The sequence below is a fragment of the Streptomyces sp. NPDC057249 genome (genome assembly GCF_042669245.1).
Classification (GTDB): Bacteria; Actinomycetota; Actinomycetes; order Streptomycetales; family Streptomycetaceae; genus Streptomyces.
On sequence record NZ_JBHUXS010000006.1, the window covers coordinates 135,369 to 153,321 of the forward strand.

General features: G+C 71.4%; 16 protein-coding genes. 2 read left to right on the plus strand and 14 right to left on the minus strand.

What is annotated here, in order from left to right; all coding sequences use genetic code 11:
• Positions 1–95 precede the first annotated feature (95 nt).
• Positions 96–452 (plus strand): VOC family protein, encoded by a 357-nt coding sequence (locus ACFUJY_RS13465; protein ID WP_383298274.1) that lies wholly within the window; start codon positions 96–98, stop codon positions 450–452.
• A gap of 40 nt (positions 453–492) precedes the next feature.
• Here ACFUJY_RS13465 and pgi read toward each other — a convergent pair whose 3' ends face one another.
• The 12 genes from pgi to ACFUJY_RS13525 all read right to left on the minus strand — a co-directional run bounded on the left by pgi (position 493) and on the right by ACFUJY_RS13525 (position 13,103).
• A complete protein-coding gene (pgi, locus tag ACFUJY_RS13470; protein WP_383298636.1) occupies positions 493–2,145 on the minus strand; it encodes a glucose-6-phosphate isomerase in 1,653 nt (550 codons plus the stop codon).
• 152 nt (positions 2,146–2,297) lie between these two features.
• On the minus strand, positions 2,298–2,633 hold the full coding sequence (locus ACFUJY_RS13475; RefSeq protein ID WP_073864697.1) for an RNA polymerase-binding protein RbpA: 336 nt from the start codon (positions 2,631–2,633) through the stop codon (positions 2,298–2,300).
• A gap of 109 nt (positions 2,634–2,742) precedes the next feature.
• A complete protein-coding gene (secG, locus tag ACFUJY_RS13480; protein ID WP_143618920.1) occupies positions 2,743–2,979 on the minus strand; it encodes a preprotein translocase subunit SecG in 237 nt (78 codons plus the stop codon).
• A 110-nt stretch (positions 2,980–3,089) separates the two neighbouring features.
• Positions 3,090–3,866: a triose-phosphate isomerase gene (gene tpiA, locus ACFUJY_RS13485; protein ID WP_164401362.1), complete on the minus strand. Its 777-nt coding sequence runs from the start codon at positions 3,864–3,866 to the stop codon at positions 3,090–3,092.
• Positions 3,867–3,872: 6 nt separating this feature from the next.
• Positions 3,873–5,084 (minus strand): phosphoglycerate kinase, encoded by a 1,212-nt coding sequence (locus ACFUJY_RS13490; protein WP_383298277.1) that lies wholly within the window; start codon positions 5,082–5,084, stop codon positions 3,873–3,875.
• A 111-nt stretch (positions 5,085–5,195) separates the two neighbouring features.
• Complete coding sequence (gene gap, locus ACFUJY_RS13495) at positions 5,196–6,206, minus strand: type I glyceraldehyde-3-phosphate dehydrogenase (protein ID WP_073968324.1); 1,011 nt, start codon at positions 6,204–6,206, stop codon at positions 5,196–5,198.
• A 260-nt stretch (positions 6,207–6,466) separates the two neighbouring features.
• Complete coding sequence (gene whiA, locus ACFUJY_RS13500) at positions 6,467–7,456, minus strand: DNA-binding protein WhiA (protein ID WP_018104603.1); 990 nt, start codon at positions 7,454–7,456, stop codon at positions 6,467–6,469.
• Positions 7,447–8,481, minus strand: coding sequence for a uridine diphosphate-N-acetylglucosamine-binding protein YvcK (yvcK, locus tag ACFUJY_RS13505; protein ID WP_383298279.1), 1,035 nt, complete (start codon positions 8,479–8,481; stop codon positions 7,447–7,449). Before yvcK ends, whiA begins: the two co-directional genes overlap by 10 nt.
• On the minus strand, positions 8,478–9,452 hold the full coding sequence (rapZ, locus tag ACFUJY_RS13510) for an RNase adapter RapZ (RefSeq protein WP_383298281.1): 975 nt from the start codon (positions 9,450–9,452) through the stop codon (positions 8,478–8,480). Before rapZ ends, yvcK begins: the two co-directional genes overlap by 4 nt.
• Positions 9,449–11,491 (minus strand): excinuclease ABC subunit UvrC, encoded by a 2,043-nt coding sequence (uvrC, locus tag ACFUJY_RS13515; RefSeq protein ID WP_383298283.1) that lies wholly within the window; start codon positions 11,489–11,491, stop codon positions 9,449–9,451. The genes rapZ and uvrC overlap by 4 nt, the downstream gene beginning before the upstream one ends.
• A 114-nt stretch (positions 11,492–11,605) precedes the next feature.
• On the minus strand, positions 11,606–12,448 hold the full coding sequence (locus ACFUJY_RS13520) for a hypothetical protein (protein ID WP_383298285.1): 843 nt from the start codon (positions 12,446–12,448) through the stop codon (positions 11,606–11,608).
• A 4-nt stretch (positions 12,449–12,452) separates the two neighbouring features.
• The gene (locus tag ACFUJY_RS13525; RefSeq protein WP_383298286.1) at positions 12,453–13,103 is read right to left on the minus strand and encodes a papain-like cysteine protease family protein; all 651 of its coding nucleotides are present in this window, start codon (positions 13,101–13,103) and stop codon (positions 12,453–12,455) included.
• Positions 13,104–13,329: 226 nt separating this feature from the next.
• Here ACFUJY_RS13525 and ACFUJY_RS13530 point away from each other — a divergent pair, with 226 nt between their 5' ends.
• Complete coding sequence (locus tag ACFUJY_RS13530) at positions 13,330–14,256, plus strand: hypothetical protein (RefSeq protein ID WP_383298288.1); 927 nt, start codon at positions 13,330–13,332, stop codon at positions 14,254–14,256.
• Between the two features lie 31 nt (positions 14,257–14,287).
• Here the strand turns inward: ACFUJY_RS13530 and ACFUJY_RS13535 are convergent, their stop codons facing one another.
• Together ACFUJY_RS13535 and uvrA are read right to left on the minus strand one after the other, a co-directional pair.
• Entirely contained in the window at positions 14,288–14,716 is a 429-nt protein-coding gene (locus ACFUJY_RS13535; protein ID WP_383298289.1) for a Rieske (2Fe-2S) protein, read from the minus strand.
• Between the two features lie 207 nt (positions 14,717–14,923).
• On the minus strand, positions 14,924–17,926 hold the full coding sequence (gene uvrA, locus ACFUJY_RS13540) for an excinuclease ABC subunit UvrA (protein ID WP_383298291.1): 3,003 nt from the start codon (positions 17,924–17,926) through the stop codon (positions 14,924–14,926).
• Positions 17,927–17,953: the final 27 nt, after the last annotated feature.

Consider the following 17,953-nt stretch of genomic DNA (forward strand, 5'->3'; position numbering starts at 1 on the left):
CGGCCGTCAGCGGGCTTTCCGCCGGGCCCGGTTCGCTCTTCGGAGCGGACCGGGCCCGCCGCGTTTCCGGGGCCGGTACGTGAAAGGCTCACCCCATGCATATCGGAACCGTGGTGATGGGCGCGTCGGACGTGGCGCGCGCGGCGGCCTTCTGGAAGGCGGCCCTGGGCTACGTGGAGCGGGAGCCGGCCCGGGACGACTGGGTGGTGCTGGTCCCCGCCGAGGGGCCGGGTGCCGGGCTCGCCCTCGGCCGCAGCGACTCCCCGGTGCAGGAGGTGCCCCGGGTCCACCTCGATCTGTACACGGAGGAGCAGGACGCCGAGGTGGCCCGGCTGCTCGCGCTCGGCGCGGCGGAGGTCGACTGGGCGCTGTATCCGGAGGACCCGGACTTCGTGGTGCTGGCGGACCCGGAGGGCAACCGCTTCTGCGTCATCGACACGACACACGGCTGAGGGGCCCCCGCCGGAACGGCCGGGGCCCCTCGGGCGGGGCTCAGCGCCCGCGCAGCTCGCGGTAGGTGGAGACGAGCGCGGCGGTGGAGCTGTCCAGCTGCTCGCCGCCCTTGCCCTCGGTGAGGACGGGCTCGATCTTCTTGGCGAGGACCTTGCCGAGCTCGACGCCCCACTGGTCGAAGGAGTCGATGTTCCAGACGGCGCCCTGGACGAAGACCTTGTGCTCGTACAGCGCGATCAGCTGGCCCAGCACGGACGGGGTGAGCCGCTCGGCGAGGATCGTCGTCGTGGGGTGGTCGCCCCGGAACGTCTTGTGCGCCACCAGCTCCTCGGGGACGCCCTCGGCGCGCACCTCGTCGGGCGTCTTGCCGAAGGCGAGGGCCTGGGTCTGGGCGAAGAAGTTGGCCATCAGCAGGTCGTGCTGGGCGACCAGCCCGGGCAGCAGGTCCTCGACCGGCTGCGCGAAGCCGATGAAGTCGGCCGGGATGACCTTCGTACCCTGGTGGATCAGCTGGTAGTAGGCGTGCTGGCCGTTGGTGCCGGGGGTGCCCCAGACGACCGGTCCGGTCTGCCAGTCGACGGGGTTGCCGTCGCGGTCCACGGACTTGCCGTTGGACTCCATGTCCAGCTGCTGGAGGTACGCGGTGAACTTGGACAGGTAGTGGCTGTAGGGCAGCACCGCGTGCGACTGGGCGTCGAAGAACGCGCCGTACCAGACGCCCAGCAGGCCGAGCAGCAGCGGGGCGTTCTCCTCGGCGGGGGCGGTGCGGAAGTGCTCGTCCACGAGGTGGAAGCCGTCGAGCATCTCGCGGAACCGGTCCGGGCCGATGGCGATCATCAGCGAGAGGCCGATGGCGGAGTCGTAGGAGTAGCGGCCGCCGACCCAGTCCCAGAACTCGAACATGTTGGCCGTGTCGATGCCGAAGTCCGCGACCTTCTCCGCGTTGGTCGACAGCGCCACGAAGTGCTTGGCGACGGCCTCCTGACCGGCCCGCAGGCCGGTGAGCAGCCAGTTCCGGGCGGAGGTGGCGTTGGTGATCGTCTCGATCGTGGTGAAGGTCTTCGAGGCGATGATGAACAGCGTCTCGGCCGGGTCGAGGTCGCGGACGGCCTCGTGCAGGTCGGCGCCGTCCACGTTGGAGACGAAGCGGAAGGTGAGCGAGCGGTCCGTGAAGGAGCGCAGCACCTCGTACGCCATGGCGGGGCCCAGGTCCGAGCCGCCGATGCCGATGTTGACGATGTTCTTGATGGGCTTGCCGGTGTGGCCGGTCCACTCCCCCGACCTGACGCGGTCGGAGAACGCCGTCATCTTGTCGAGCACCGCGTGCACGGCGGGCACGACGTTCTCGCCGTCGACCTCGATGACGGCGTCACGCGGGGCGCGCAGCGCGGTGTGCAGGACCGCCCGGTCCTCGGTGGTGTTGATCCTGTCGCCGCGGAACATGGCGTCACGCAGCCCGAACACGTCGGTGGCTGCGGCAAGTTGGCGCAGGAGCGTCAGCGTCTCGCCGGTGACGAGGTGCTTGGAGTAGTCGAGGTGCAGGTCGCCGACCCGCAGGGTGTACCCGGTGCCGCGCTCCGGGTCGTCCGCGAACAGCTGACGCAGACCGGTCGACCCGAGCTGCTCACGGTGCTTTGCCAGTGCCGCCCATTCCGGCGTCTGGTTGAGCCTGGTACGGCTAGTTGCGTTCATCCCGGACATCAGCCCACTTCTCTCGTTACCGCAGTTCCCCGCTGCCCCTCCAACCTAATTGATCAGGCGGCCGGAGGTGACAGCGGCAGGCTGCGGCACGGCGGAAGCATTCCGGCCGGGCACCCAGGGCGGTGTCCGGCCGGTGGACGTCCTCAGATCTCGCCGCGCAGTTTCGCCAGGGCCTCGGCGAGGATGGCCTCGCCGTCCGCGTCGCTGCGGCGCTCGCGTACGTACGCGAGGTGCGTCTTGTACGGTTCGGTGCGCGGTGGGTCGGGCGGGCTCTCCGGGTCCTGGCCGGCCGGGAAACCGCAGCGGGGGCAGTCCCAGGTGTCCGGTACCTGCGCGTCATGGGCGAAACTGGGCTGCGTCTCGTGCCCGTTCGAGCACCAGAAGGAGATGCGGAGCCGTGGCGCGGACTCGCCGCGCTCGGCCTCCCCCATCGGCCCCGCCCCGACCCGGCTTCCCCGGATCGCGTTGCCACTTGCCACGGTCGTAACTCCCTGCGTGATGGTGCTCGAAGATGCCCCAGTCTACGTAAGGCCCAACGCGCGTCCAGGGGAAGGAGTTACACCGTCACCGGGAAACGCGTACGACGGGTCAGTTGTCGAGCTTGATGAGCAGACCAAGCACCACGATGCACGCGAACCAGGCCAGACCGACCACGACGGTGATGCGGTCGAGGTTGCGCTCGGCGACCGAGGAGCCGCCGACGGAGGACTGCATGCCGCCACCGAACATGTCGGAGAGACCGCCGCCCTTGCCCTTGTGCATCAGCACCAGCAGCATCAGCAGCAGGCTGAAGACGATCAGGGCGATCTCGAACCCCAGAATCACGGCTGGTCCCTACTTTCCGGAAATACCGACTGCGTGTGCGAACAACGGGGGCCGGGAGGTCACCCTCCCCGGCCCCCGCAAGGGTACGACGGATCGGCGCTAGCGCATACTCACTGGTCGCGGAAGCGGACGATCTTGACGAACTCGTCCGCGTCGAGCGCCGCGCCGCCGATCAGGGCGCCGTCGACGTCGGGCTGGGCCATGATCGCGGCCACGTTGCCGGACTTGACCGAGCCCCCGTACTGGATGCGGACCGCGTCGGCCAGCTCCTGCGAGTACAGCTCGGCGAGGCGGACGCGGATCGCACCGCAGACCTCCTGCGCGTCCTCCGGGGTGGCGACCTCGCCGGTGCCGATGGCCCACACCGGCTCGTAGGCGACCACGATGGACTCGGCCTGCTCGGCCGGGATGTCCTTGAGGGCGCCGTCGAGCTGCGCGAGGGTGTACGCGACCTGCTCGCCGGCCTTGCGGACGTCCAGGCCCTCGCCGACGCAGAGGATCGGGGTCAGGCCGTGCTTGTACGCGGCCTTCACCTTGGCGTTGCAGACCTCGTCGGTCTCGCCGTGGTACTGGCGGCGTTCGCTGTGGCCGATGGCGACGAAGGTGCACTTCAGCTTGGCGAGCATGGGGCCGGAGATCTCACCGGTGTACGCGCCGGAGTCGTGCGCCGAGATGTCCTGGGCGCCGTACTTGATCTTCAGCTTGTCGCCGTCGACCAGCGTCTGCACGGAGCGCAGGTCGGTGAAGGGCGGCAGGACGGCGACCTCTACGGCGTCGTAGTCCTTGTCGGCCAGGGCGAAGGCGAGCTTCTGGACGTGCGCGATGGCCTCGAGGTGGTTGAGGTTCATCTTCCAGTTGCCCGCCATCAGCGGGGTGCGGGTGGTCATGAAAGGTCAGTCCTCCAGAGCGGCGAGGCCGGGAAGCGTCTTGCCCTCGAGGTATTCGAGGCTGGCGCCGCCACCGGTCGAGATGTGTCCGAACGCGTTCTCGTCGAAGCCCAGGATGCGGACCGCGGCGGCGGAGTCGCCACCGCCGACCACGCTGAAGCCCGAGGAGTCGACGAGGGCCTGGGCGACGGCCCGGGTGCCCTCGGCGAAGTCGGGGTGCTCGAAGACGCCCATCGGGCCGTTCCAGAAGACGGTGGCCGCGTCGGCGAGCTTCGATGCGTAGAGCTTGTTGGTCTCCGGACCGTTGTCCAGGCCCATCTGCCCGGCCGGCATGGCGTCGGCGGGGACGGTGTCCGGGTGGGCCGGGGCCTTGGTCTTCAGGTCCGGGAAGGCGGGCGCGACGACGACGTCGACGGGGAGCACGAACTCCACGCCCTTCTCCTCGGCGCGCCGCAGGTACTCCTGGACCGCCGGGATCTGGTCCTCCTGGAGCAGCGAGCTGCCGACCTCGTGGCCCTGGGCCTTGAGGAAGGTGTACGCCATGCCGCCGCCGATGAGGATGCGGTCGGCGCGCTCCAGCAGATGGTCGATGACGCCGAGCTTGTCGGAGACCTTGGCGCCGCCGAGGACCACCGCGTAGGGGCGCTGGACGTCGTCGGTGAGCTTCTTGAGGACGCCGACCTCGGTGGCGATCAGGTCGCCCGCGGCGTGCGGGAGGCGGGCCGGGAGGTCGAAGACCGAGGCGTGCTTGCGGTGGACGGCGCCGAAGCCGTCGCCCACGTACAGGTCGGCCAGCTCGGCGAGCTGGTCCGCGAAGGCACCGCGCTCGGCGTCGTCCTTGGCGGTCTCGCCGGGGTTGAAGCGCAGGTTCTCGATGACCGCGACCCGGCCGTCGGTGAGCGCGGCGACGGTGGCGCAGGCGGACTCGCCGACCGTGTCGGTCGCGAACGCCACGTCGGCGCCGAGCAGTTCGCCGAGCCGGGTGGCGGCGGGGGCCAGTGAGAACGCCGGGTCCGGGGCGCCCTTGGGGCGGCCCAGGTGCGAGGCGACGACGACCCGGGCGCCGGCCTCGGCCAGCTTGCGGACGGTCGGGGCGACGGCGCGGATGCGGCCGTCGTCGGTGATGGTGGTGCCGCTGAGCGGCACGTTGAGGTCGGCGCGGACGAATACCCGCTTGCCGGCGACCCCTTCGGCGAGAAGTGCGTCGATCGTCTTCATCTGTCTGGACTCCTTGGAGGACGAGTGAGCATGCGAGGGGGCTCGAACAGCGCAGCGTCGCGCTGTTCGAGCCCCGTGCTCACATCGAGATGCCTGCCGGTGCGGCGGTGCTCAGAGCTGGCCGCCGACGAAGACGGTGAGGTCCACGAGACGGTTGGAGTAGCCCCACTCGTTGTCGTACCAGCCGAGGATCTTCACCGTGTTGCCCTCCTGGACCATCGTCAGGGAGGAGTCGAAGGTGCAGGACGCCGGGTCGCTGACGATGTCCGAGGACACGATCGGGTCCTCGGTGTAGTACAGGATGCCCTTGAGGTCGCCGTCGTCGGCGGCCTTCTTGAACGCGGCGTTGACCTCGTCCTTGGTGACCTCGCGCTGGAGGGTCACGACCAGGTCGGTGGCCGAGCCGGTCGGGACCGGGACGCGCATCGCGATGCCGTCGAGCTTGCCCTTGAGCTGCGGCAGGACCAGGGCGGTCGCCTTGGCGGCGCCGGTCGTGGTCGGGATGATGTTCTCGGCGGCGGCGCGGGCGCGGCGCAGGTCCGAGTGCGGGAAGTCCAGGATGCGCTGGTCGTTGGTGTACGCGTGGACCGTCGTCATGAGGCCCTTGACGATGCCGAAGTTCTCGTCCAGAACCTTGGCCATCGGGGCGACGCAGTTGGTCGTGCAGGACGCGTTGGAGATGACGTGGTGGTTGGCCGCGTCGTACTTGTCCTGGTTGACGCCCATCACGATGGTGATGTCCTCGTCCTTGGCCGGAGCCGAGATGAGGACCTTCTTCGCGCCACCGGCGATGTGCTTCTCGGCGTCGGCCTTCTTGGTGAAGATGCCGGTCGACTCGATGACGATGTCGACGCCCAGCTCACCCCAGGGGATGTCGGCCGGGTTGCGCTCGGAGAGCACCTTGATGGTGTGGCCGTCGACGGTGATGGTGTCGGCGGTGTGGCTGACCTCTGCCTTCAGACGACCCAGGATGGTGTCGTACTTCAGCAGGTGGGCCGTGGTCGCGGTGTCACCCAGGTCGTTGACAGCCACGATCTCGATGTCCGCACCCTGCTCCAGCAGCGCGCGGAAGTAGTTACGACCGATGCGGCCAAAGCCGTTGATGCCTACGCGGATCGTCACGAACCGATCTCCTCGTTAGGTACGCCGGTTTTCGACGCCGGCGAGTTGTATGGGATGTCCCCGACCGCCTCCGACCCTACCTCTCCGGAGCCGCCGGGGTGACATCGAGCGGGGCCGGAAAGAGCGCGGAAGGCCCGTACTCCCCAGTAGGGGTACGGGCCTCCGGGTGCCGCACGGCCTTCCCTGCGGCGATTACGCAGCGTCAACGGCCGCGGGCCGGCGGGCCGTTCCCCTCCCGGGGCGCGGGCCGCGGGCCCGGCTCAGCCGACCAGGCCGTCGGCCAGCTCTTCGCTGAGAGTGGATTCCGTGCCGGGGATGCCCAGGTCCTGGGCGCGCTTGTCGGCCATCGCGAGGAGCCGCCGGATGCGGCCCGCGACCGCGTCCTTGGTCAGCGGCGGGTCGGCGAGGGCGCCCAGCTCCTCCAGCGACGCCTGCTTGTGCTCCATGCGCAGCCGCCCGGCCGCCGCCAGGTGCTCCGGGACCTCCTCGCCCAGGATCTCCAGGGCGCGGCCGACCCGGGCGCCCGCGGCGACCGCGGCCCGGGCGGAACGGCGCAGGTTCGCGTCGTCGAAGTTGGCGAGGCGGTTGGCGGTGGCCCGGACCTCGCGGCGCATCCGGCGCTCCTCCCAGGCCAGCACCGACTCATGGGCGCCGAGCCGGGTGAGCAGGGCGCCGATCGCGTCGCCGTCGCGGACGACGACCCGGTCCACCCCGCGCACCTCGCGCGCCTTGGCGGCGATGGAGAGCCGGCGGGCGGCGCCGACCAGGGCGAGCGCGGCCTCCGGGCCCGGGCAGGTCACCTCCAGGGAGGAGGAGCGGCCCGGCTCGGTGAGCGAGCCGTGCGCCAGGAACGCCCCGCGCCAGGCGGCCTCGGCGTCGCAGGTGGCCCCCGAGACCACCTGCGGGGGGAGGCCGCGGATGGGGCGGCCCCGGCCGTCGACGAGCCCGGTCTGGCGCGCCAGCTGGTCGCCGCCCGCCACCACCCGTACGACGTAGCGCGAGCCGCGCCGCAGCCCGCCGGGGGCCATCACGATGAGCTCCGAGCTGTGCCCGAAGATCTCCAGGATGTCCCGCTTGAGCCGGCGCGCCGCCATCGCGGTGTCCAGCTCCGCCTCGATCACGATCCGGCCGCTCACCAGGTGGAGGCCGCCCGCGAACCGGAGAATCGCCGAGACCTCTGCCTTTCTGCAGCAGGTCCGGGTCACGGGAAGCCGGGAGACTTCGTCCTTCACCGCCGGCGTCATCGCCATGGGCCGATCCTTCCATGCATCCGAAAAATACGGTCGTACGCGGCGGCCAACAGCTCCGGATCATGGATCGGAACGCCGTCGGGTGAGGCCACGGGCGCCAGCTCGACCGCGGCACCGAGCCGTTTGGCTGCGTCGGCGAGGGACTCGCGGTCGGGCACGGCGGCCTCGTCGGCCAGCACCACGTCCAGGGCGAGTTTAGGGGCGTGTCGTCCCAAAACCTCCAAATGACGCTGCGGTGAGAAGCCTTCTGTTTCGCCGGGCTGCGGGGCGAGATTCAGCGAGAGGACCTTGCGGGCCTTCGTCTCGATCAGCGCGTCCAGCAGTTCGGGGACGAGCAGGTGCGGGATGACCGAGGAGAACCAGGAGCCGGGGCCGAGGACCACCCAGTCCGCGTCCCGGACGGCGGCGACCGCCTCGGGGACGGCCGGCGGGTCGGCCGGGACCAGGTGCACGGACTGCACCTCGCCCGGGGTGAGGGCGACGGTGGCCTGGCCGCGCACGGTGTCCACGTCCTCCGGGCGGTCCGGGTCGTGGCCCTTGACGAGGGCCTGGAGCTCCAGCGGCACGGCGGACATGGGCAGCACCCGGCCGTGCGCGCCGAGCAGCTTGCCGACCAGGTCCAGGGCCTGGACGTGGTCGCCCAGCTGCTCCCAGAGGGCGACGATCAGCAGATTGCCGACCGCGTGCTCGTGCAGGTCGCCCTGGGACTGGAAGCGGTGCTGGATGACCTGGGCCCAGGTCTGGCCCCACTCGTCGTCGCCGCACAGGGCGGCCAGCGCCTTGCGCAGGTCGCCGGGGGGCAGAACGCCCAGCTCCTCGCGCAGCCGCCCGCTGGAGCCGCCGTCGTCGGCGACGGTGACCACGGCGGTCAGATCGCCGGTGATCCGGCGCAGCGCGGTGAGGGACGCCGACAGGCCCCGGCCGCCGCCGAGGGCGACGACCTTGGGCTGGGCGCCGCGCTTGCGCACGGAGGGTGCGGGCGCCGTGCCCCGCAGCCGGCGCAGGCGCAGATTGCGACTGGTCACTCGCGCCCCATGTCCCTGTGTACGAGCACGGTCTCGATCCCCTCCGTGGCGAGCCGGGCCGCCAGCTTCTCGGACATGGCCACCGAGCGGTGCTTGCCGCCGGTGCAGCCCACCGCGATGGTCACATAGCGCTTGCCCTCGCGGCGGTAGCCGGCGGCGACGAGCTGGAGCAGTTCGGTGTACTGGTTGAGGAATTCCTTGGCGCCGGGCTGGTCGAAGACGTACGAGGAGACCTCCTCGTTGAGTCCGGTGAAGGGGCGCAGCTCCGGCACCCAGTGCGGGTTCGGCAGGAAGCGGCAGTCGACCACCAGGTCGGCGTCGACCGGCAGGCCGTACTTGAAGCCGAAGGACATCACGGTGGCGCGCAGCTCCGGCTCCTCGTCGCCGGCGAACTGGGCGTCCATCTTGGCGCGCAGCTCGTGGACGTTGAGGCTGGAGGTGTCGATCACCAGGTCGGCGTCGCCGCGCAGCTCGCGCAGCAGGTCGCGCTCGGCGGCGATGCCGTCCACGATGCGGCCGTCGCCCTGGAGCGGGTGGGGGCGGCGGACCGACTCGAAGCGGCGGACCAGCGCGTCGTCGGAGGACTCCAGGAAGACCACCCGGCGGGTGACGCCCTTGGCGTCCAGGTCGGCCAGGGATTCGCGCAGGTTGTCGAAGAAGCGGCGGCCCCGCACGTCGACGACGACGGCGATCCGGGCCACGTTGCCCTGGGAGCGGGCGCCGAGCTCCACCATGGTGGGGATCAGCGCGGGCGGCAGGTTGTCCACGACGAACCAGCCGAGGTCCTCCAGACACTTGGCCGCGGTGCTGCGCCCGGCGCCGGACATGCCGGAGATGATCACCAGCTCCGGGATGGCCGCCGCGGCGTCGCCCGTCTCGGTCGGGGTGCCGGTACTCACGTGTGCTGCTCCGTCTGCTCGGTCCGTGCGGTCGTGCCCGTGTTCGTGCTCGGTTCGTTCGTGCTCGGTCATGTCGTGCTGCCCCCGTCGTCCTCTTCCATGATCTCTCCTGTGGCCGTGTTCACGGCGGGTGCGGCCGGGGCGGCCGCCGCGAGGGCGACGGCCACGGACTCCGCTGTCCTGCGGCCTATCCCGGGAACCTCGCAGATCTCCTCGATTGTCGCCTGCCTCAGCTTCTTGACGGAGCCGAAATGCTTGATCAGGGCCTGCTTCCGGGTGTCCCCGAGGCCGGGGACGGCGTCCAGCGGACTGGCGCGGATGCGCTTGGCCCGCTTGGCGCGCTGGTAGGTGATGGCGAAGCGGTGCGCCTCGTCGCGGACGCGCTGGAGGAGGTACAGGCCCTCGCTGGAGCGGGGCAGGACCACCGGGTCGTCGTCATCGGGCAGCCAGACCTCTTCGAGGCGCTTGGCGAGGCCGCAGACCGCGATGTCGTCGATGCCCAGCTCGTCCAGGGCCCGCTTGGCGGCGGCGACCTGCGGCTGCCCGCCGTCCACGACGAGGAGCTGCGGCGGGTACGCGAAGCGCTTGGGGCGGCCGTCGTCCTCGCGGGACTCCCCGGCGGCCTGGGTGTCCCCCGCGCCGTCGCCGCCGCCCGGGACCGCCGGGACGGGACCGGTGGGCGCCGGGGTCTCCTCCCATTCGCCGGTGCGCTCCTTCTCCTGGAGGTAGCGGCGGAAGCGGCGGCTGATCACCTCATGCATCGAGCGGACGTCGTCCTGCCCCTCGAAGCCCTTGATCTGGAAGCGGCGGTACTCCCCCTTGCGGGCGAGACCGTCCTCGAAGACCACCATGGACGCGACGACGTCGTCGCCCTGGAGGTGGGAGATGTCGAAGCACTCCACGCGCAGCGGGGCGGTGTCCAGGCCCAGGGCCTCGGCGATCTCCTCCAGCGCCCGGGAGCGGGTGGTGAGGTCGGAGGCGCGCTTGGTCTTGTGCAGTCCGAGCGCCTGCTGGGCGTTGCGCTGGACGGTGACCATGAGGTCCTTCTTGTCCCCGCGCTGCGGGATGCGCAGGCTGACCTGGGAGCCGCGCCGGTCCGCGAGCCACTGGGAGACCGCCGCCGGGTCGTCGGGCAGGGCCGGGACCAGGACCTCCTTGGGGACGGCGTCGCCGCTCTCCTCGCCGTACAGCTGCTGGAGGGCGTGCTCCACGAGGCCGGACGTGTCGACGTTCTCCACCTTGTCGGTGACCCAGCCGCGCTGGCCGCGGACCCGGCCGCCGCGCACATGGAAGATCTGGACGGCGGCCTCCAGCTCGTCCTCGGCGACCGCGATGAGGTCGGCGTCGGTGGCGTCGGCGAGGACGACGGCGCTCTTCTCCATCGCGCGCTTCAGGGCCTCGACGTCGTCGCGCAGCCGCGCGGCCCGCTCGTACTCCATCTCCTCGGCGGCCGCCATCATGTCCTTCTCCAGGCGGCGGATGTACGTGCCGGTGCGGCCGGCCATGAAGTCGCAGAAGTCGTCGGCCAGTTCGCGGTGTTCCTCGGGGGTGACGCGGCCGACGCAGGGGGCCGAGCACTTGCCGATGTAGCCGAGGAGGCAGGGGCGGCCGGTGCGCGCGGCGTTCTTGAAGACTCCGGCGGAGCAGGTGCGGACGGGGAAGACGCGGAGCATCAGGTCGACCGTCTCGCGGATCGCCCAGGCGTGCCCGTACGGGCCGAAGTAGCGCACGCCCTTCTTCTTGGCGCCGCGCATCACCTGGACGCGGGGGAACTCCTCGTTGAGCGTGACCGCCAGGTAGGGATAGCTCTTGTCGTCGCGGTACTTGACGTTGAACCGGGGGTCGAACTCCTTGATCCAGGAGTACTCCAGCTGGAGCGCCTCGACCTCGGTGGCGACGACCGTCCACTCCACGGAGGCGGCCGTGGTCACCATCGTGCGCGTGCGCGGGTGGAGGCCGGAGAGGTCCTGGAAGTAGTTGGCCAGGCGCTGGCGCAGGCTCTTGGCCTTCCCGACGTAGATCACCCGGCGGTGCTCGTCGCGGAATTTGTAGACCCCCGGGGAGTCGGGGATCTGTCCCGGCTTGGGGCGGTAGCTGGAGGGGTCTGCCATGCTCCCCACCCTACTTGCGGCCGCCGACAACGCGGGGTGCGCGGATGGCACCGCGCTCCGGGACAGGGGTGGGGAGCACCTGTCCCGGAGCGCGGGGTCGTGGGGCGGGGCGGATCACCCGCTCCTGCGGCGGCTCCTGAGACGCAGGGCGGTGACGCCGCACAGGGCGAGTACGGCGACGGCGCCCCCGGCGGCCGCGGTGGAGCCCGCGGTCAGGGCGGTCGCGGAGGCGGCGATGGCGGGGCCGGTCTCCTTCTTCGCGTCGGGCCCGTAGCCGCCCGCCTCGCCCTTGCGGGCGTACGCGGAGCCGGGGAGCTTGTCCGCGTAGGCGGCGTGCACCCGGGTCCGGTAGGCGGTGAGCGTCGTCCCCCGCTTGCCGACCGCCCGCACGGCGTCCCGGTCGAGCGGGAGGACCTTGTTCCCCTTCTGCACGTACCAGGCGTCGATCTGGGGTTCGTGGAAGACCGTGCCGCCGGGCAGCTTGCGGGCGCCGGCCGCGGTGTAGCGGGCCTCGTCGTCGCCGGTGGCGATGTTCACCACCTGCATCTCACCGCCCTTGCCGGGTGCCGGCAGCGTCCAGAGCGACGCCTTCTGGCCGTCCGAGGAGACGGCGGTGCTGGCCAGGTAGTCGAGGGAGGCGACGGGGGCGCCCGGCTCGCCCGCGACGAACTCGGCGGACAGGGTGCGCACGGGCACGGCCCCGCCCTGGATGCGGGGCGCGGCGGCCTTCTCGGTGACGGCGCCCTCGCGGGCGAAGAACCGGGACAGGGTGTGCAGGGTGGTGGCGTCGGTGGCGGCCTCGTGGGCCGCGGCGAGGGCGGCGGGACCGGCCTGGGGGCCGTCGGCGGCGGCGGCCTGCGGGGCGGCGGTGAGCAGGGCCGTGCCGGCGAGGACGCCGGCGGCGGCCAGGGCGGCGGCGAGGGGTCGGCGGGCGCGCCGGGAAGCGGTGGTGGTCATGGCGTCACGCCCCGATCCGGTAGAGCGAGTGGGTCCAGGAGAACTCGCCGTTGTTCACGTACCAGGCGTGCGAGGCCCAGTTGTACCGATTGCTGGAGGGCCAGGGGTCGCCCCAGTAGACGAGGCCGTCGGCGTCGTCGTAGCCGTACAGGACGTGCATGTGGCCGCCGCCCGACGACCACTGGATGCGGGTCTCGACCGGGCGTCCGGCGGCTATCTCGGTCTGCACGGTGGAGTAGCGCAGCCAGCCGCTGACGTACGAGCCGGGGGTGATGCCCGCCCAGTACAGGCCGTTCTGGACGTCGCCGAGCGTGGCCTGCGAGTTGGGGCAGTCGTAGCCCTGGGCGCGGCCGAAGGCGGCGTTGCAGAACTGGTTCTGGCTGTAGTCGCGGCCGTACCAGGTGGCGATGGTGTTGCCGGACGCGGCCCAGCACCAGTTGGACTTCTGCTGCGCCTGCATCGTGATGTTCAGCCGCCTGGTGGCGGCGAGGGCGGCCGTGGGGGCGGCCGCCGTCCGGTCGGCGGCCCGGACCGGGGCGGTGGCGGTGCGGGGCTGGTCGGCGGCGGTCGCGGACACCGTGGGGACGGCGAGGAGCAGGGCGGCCAGTACGGCTGTCACCGACAGCCGGGCCGGCCTGGTTCCTGGGTTGCGCATGGCGTTCCTCCGGGGGCGGGGGGTGGGGGGTTCGAGGAGCGCGTCCGGACGCTGTGGAGGAGCATCAACCGTTGTCGGGGACGGGTCAACACGCTTGAATGCGGGTGAACACCGCGGTGTGAACGCCCGGGGCCGAGGTGTGAACGCGCGCCCCCGGCCACCTGCGGACCGGCACCCGCCGGCGCGGCCCCGTGCCGGCCGGCGTGAACGTTCACCTGGAGGTTCCATGCGGCACACCGAGGCCGAACTGGCGCAGGTGCTGCACAGCGGGCCGTTCCACCTGGCCCTGCGCACCGCGCTGTCGGTGCGCGGGCTGCCGCTCCAGCGGGTCCGGCACCATCTGGCGCACCGGGGGATCAAGCTCGGCGTGACCAGCCTGAGTTACTGGCAGCAGGGCGCCCGCCGCCCGCAGCGTCCGGAGTCGCTGCGGGCGGTGAGGGCGCTGGAGGAGGTCCTCGCCCTGCCGCCGAACTCGCTGCTCGGCCTGCTGGACGCCGATGAGCCCCGCCCGGACACCGAGCGCCCGCCCGCGCGCACGTACCGCTCGCTGGTGGAGACCTCCGGGGTCGTGGAGCGGCTGCTCGCGGGGCTGGAGTCACCGGCGGACGGCGGGCTGCACACGGTGGGCCACCAGGAGCGGGTACGGGTCGGGCCGGGGCGCGAGATGCTGCGGCGGACCTCCCAGCACGTGGTGCGCGCCCACCGGGACGGCATCGACCGCTATCTCGCGGTGTACGTCGGGGACCCCGGGTGCGATCCGGCGCGGGTCGTGGTGCGGGCCCGGGAGAACTGCCGGACGGGCCGGGTCCGCTGGGACCGGGAGACGGGGGTGCTGGTCGCCGAGCTGCTGTTCGACACCCGGCTGCGGGCGGGCGACACGTACCTCTTCGGCTACGGCTTCGAGGACGGCACGGGCGGGCCCTGCGGCGAGTACATGCGCGGCTTCACCTTCGGCGGCGGGCAGTACGTGCTCCAGGTCGGCTTCGACGAGGAGGCGCTGCCGGTGCGGTGCCGGAGCTTCGCCCAGGCGTCGGCGGGGGCGCCCCGGGGCGCCCGGGCGGAGCTCACACTGACCGGCCGGCACCGGACCGTGCATCTGGTGGAGCAGGGGGTGCGGCCGGGGCTGGTGGGCATCGACTGGGACTGGGAGTAGGTCCGAGGGCGGGCCGGTGAGCGGGGCCGGCTCAGGCGTCCGGGCCCGCGATCAGCTTCCCGCCCTCGACGCGGACCGGGACGGCGGGCAGCGGCACGGTCGCGGGGCCGTGCAGGGCCTTGCCGGTCGTGGTGTCGAACAGGCTGCCGTGGCAGGGGCAGTGGCCCTCGTTCTTCTCGACCTTGTCCAGCAGGCAGCCGGCGTGGGTGCACTGGGCGCTGAACGCCTTGAACTCGCCCTTGGCCGGGCAGGTCACGACGACGCGCTGCTCGCGGAAGAGCTTGGACTGGCCGACGGGGATCTCGTCGGGCGTGCCGAGTTCGACGGGGGCGGTGGGGGTCGGCGTCTGGGCGTGGCCGAGCTTCGAGTCGGTCGAGCAGGCGGCGGCTCCCAGCCCGGCGACGCCCGCGAGAGCGGCGCCCTTCAGCACGGTGCGGCGGGCGGCGGGCTGGCCGGACATGCGGTCTCCACGGGTCGGGCGGTCAGATCGGGAACCGTGCCGGGGCTGCCCGGGGCGGGCCGCGGCATCGGTGACGTAACCGACGATACCGGCGGAGACGGACGCCCCCGCGCGCGGGCCGGTCGTGGCCCGTCGGGGCCTCGGGAACGCGGTGAGGCGGCGGCCCCTGCCGGCAGGGGCCGCCGCCTCGCACCGCACGTCCCGGTGTCAGCCCTTGCGGGCGCGGGCCGTCTTCTTGGCGGCGGGCTTCTTCGCCGCGGCCGTCTTCTTGGCTGCCGTCTTGGCCGTCGCCGTCTTCCTGGCGGCCGGTGCGGCCTTCTTCCCGGCGGGCTTGCGGGCGGCCGGGACGGCGGCCTCGCTGACCCGGTCGGCGTCCAGGATGTCCTGGAGGAACTTCCCGGTGTGGCTGGCGGGGACGCCCGCCACGTACTCCGGGGTGCCCTCGGCGATGACCAGGCCGCCGCCGCTGCCGCCCTCGGGGCCCATGTCGACGACCCAGTCGGCGGTCTTGACGACGTCGAGGTTGTGCTCGATGACGATCACCGAGTTCCCCTTGTCGACCAGGCCGGAGAGCACCTTGATCAGCTTGGAGATGTCCTCGAAGTGCAGACCGGTGGTCGGCTCGTCCAGGACGTAGACGGTGCGGCCGGTGGAGCGCTTCTGGAGCTCGCTGGCGAGCTTGACCCGCTGGGCCTCACCGCCGGAGAGCGTCGGCGCGGACTGGCCGAGCCGCACGTACCCGAGGCCGACCTCGTTGAGCGTGCGCAGATGGCGGGCGATGGTCGGGACGGCCTCGAAGAACTCCAGGCCCTCCTCGATGGGCATGTCCAGCACCTCGGCGATGGACTTGCCCTTGTAGTGGACCTCCAGGGTCTCCCGGTTGTAGCGCGCACCGTGGCAGACCTCGCACGGGACGTACACGTCGGGCAGGAAGTTCATCTCGATCTTGATGGTGCCGTCGCCCGAGCAGTTCTCGCAGCGGCCGCCCTTGACGTTGAAGGAGAAGCGGCCCGGCAGATAGCCGCGGACCTTGGCCTCCATCGTCTCGGCGAACAGCTTGCGGACGTGGTCGAAGACGCCGGTGTACGTGGCCGGGTTGGACCGGGGCGTCCGGCCGATGGGCGACTGGTCGACGTGCACCACCTTGTCGACCAGGTCGTCCCCGTCGACCCGGGTGTGCCGGCCGGGCACCGACTTGGCGCCGTTCAGCTCGCGGGCCAGGTGGGTGTAGAGGATGTCGTTGACCAGCGTCGACTTGCCGGAGCCCGAGACGCCGGTGACGGCCGTCAGCACGCCGAGCGGGAAGGAGACGTCGATGTCCCGGAGGTTGTTCTCCCGGGCGCCGTGCACCGTGAGCAGCCGCGAGGGGTCCACGGGCCGCCGCACCTCGGGCACGGGGATCGACTTCTTGCCGGTCAGGTACTGCCCGGTGACCGACTTGTCGTTGGCCAGCAGCTCCTTGAGCGAGCCGGAGTGGACGACCTTGCCGCCGTGCTCACCGGCGCCGGGACCGATGTCGACCACCCAGTCGGCGACCTTGATGGTGTCCTCGTCGTGCTCCACGACGATGAGCGTGTTGCCCATGTCGCGCAGGCGGACCAGGGTCTCGATCAGCCGGTGGTTGTCGCGCTGGTGCAGTCCGATGGAGGGCTCGTCCAGCACGTAGAGCACGCCGACGAGGCCGGAGCCGATCTGCGTGGCGAGCCGGATGCGCTGGGCCTCGCCGCCGGACAGGGTGCCCGCGGCGCGGTTCAGCGAGAGGTAGTCCAGGCCCACGTCGACCAGGAACTTCAGCCGTTCGTTGACCTCCTTGAGGACCCGCTCGGCGATCTTCTTGTCGCGGGCGTTCAGCTTGAGGCGGCCGAGGAATTCGGCGCACTCGCTGATGGACATCGCGGAGACCTCGGCGATGGACTTCTCCATCACCGTGACCGCGAGGACGATCGGCTTGAGCCGGGTGCCCTCACAGGTCGGGCAGGGGACCTCGCGCATGTACCCCTCGAAGCGCTCCCGGCTGGAATCGCTCTCGGCCTCGGAGTGCCGCCGCTTGACGAACTGGACGGCGCCCTCGAAGGACGGGGTGGTGTAGGCGCGCTCGCGCCCGTACCGGTTGCGGTAGCGGACCTCGGTCTGGATCTTGTGGCCGTGCAGCAGGGCCTTCTTGGCGCGCTGCGGCAGGCCGGCCCAGGGGATGTCCGTACGGAAGCCGAGGGCTTCGGCCAGGGCGTTGATCTGGCGGCCGAAGTACTCCTTGGTGTGGCCGTGGGACCAGGGGTGGATGGCGCCCTCGTCCAGGGACTTCTCCTCGTCCGGGACGATCAGCTCCGGGTCGACCTCCATGCGCGTACCGATGCCGGTGCAGTCGGGGCAGGCGCCGAACGGGGAGTTGAAGGAGAAGGAGCGCGGCTCCAGCTCCTCGAAGGAGAGGTCGTCGTACGGGCAGTAGAGGTGCTCCGAGTACATCCGCTCGCGCTCGGGGTCGTCCTCGGGGAGGTCCACGAAGTCGAGCACGACCATGCCGCCGGAGAGGCCGAGCGCGGTCTCGACGGAGTCCGTCAGCCGGCGCTTGGCGCTGTCCTTCACGGTGAGGCGGTCGATGACGACCTCGATGGTGTGCTTCTCCTGCTTCTTGAGCGTGGGCGGCTCGGAGAGCTGGATGGTGGCACCGTCCACCCGGGCGCGGCTGTAGCCCTTGGTCTGGAGGTCGGAGAACAGGTCCACGAACTCGCCCTTGCGCTCGCGCACCAGCGGCGAGAGCACCTGGAAGCGGCTGCCCTCGGGCAGGCCGAGGACCTTGTCCACGATGGCCTGCGGCGACTGGCGCGAGATGGGGCGGTGGCACTCGGGGCAGTGCGGCTTGCCGATCCGGGCGAAGAGCAGCCGCAGGTAGTCGTAGACCTCGGTGATGGTGCCGACCGTCGAGCGCGGGTTGCGCGAGGTCGACTTCTGGTCGATGGAGACGGCGGGCGACAGGCCCTCGATGAAGTCGACGTCCGGCTTGTCCATCTGGCCGAGGAACTGCCGGGCGTACGAAGAGAGCGACTCCACGTAGCGCCGCTGGCCCTCGGCGAAGATCGTGTCGAACGCGAGCGACGACTTGCCCGACCCGGAGAGCCCGGTGAACACGATCAGGGAGTCGCGGGGGAGGTCGAGCGAGACGTTCTTGAGGTTGTGCTCGCGAGCGCCACGGACGATGAGACGGTCGGCCACGCCGGTCCGCACCTTTCTAGAGAGAAG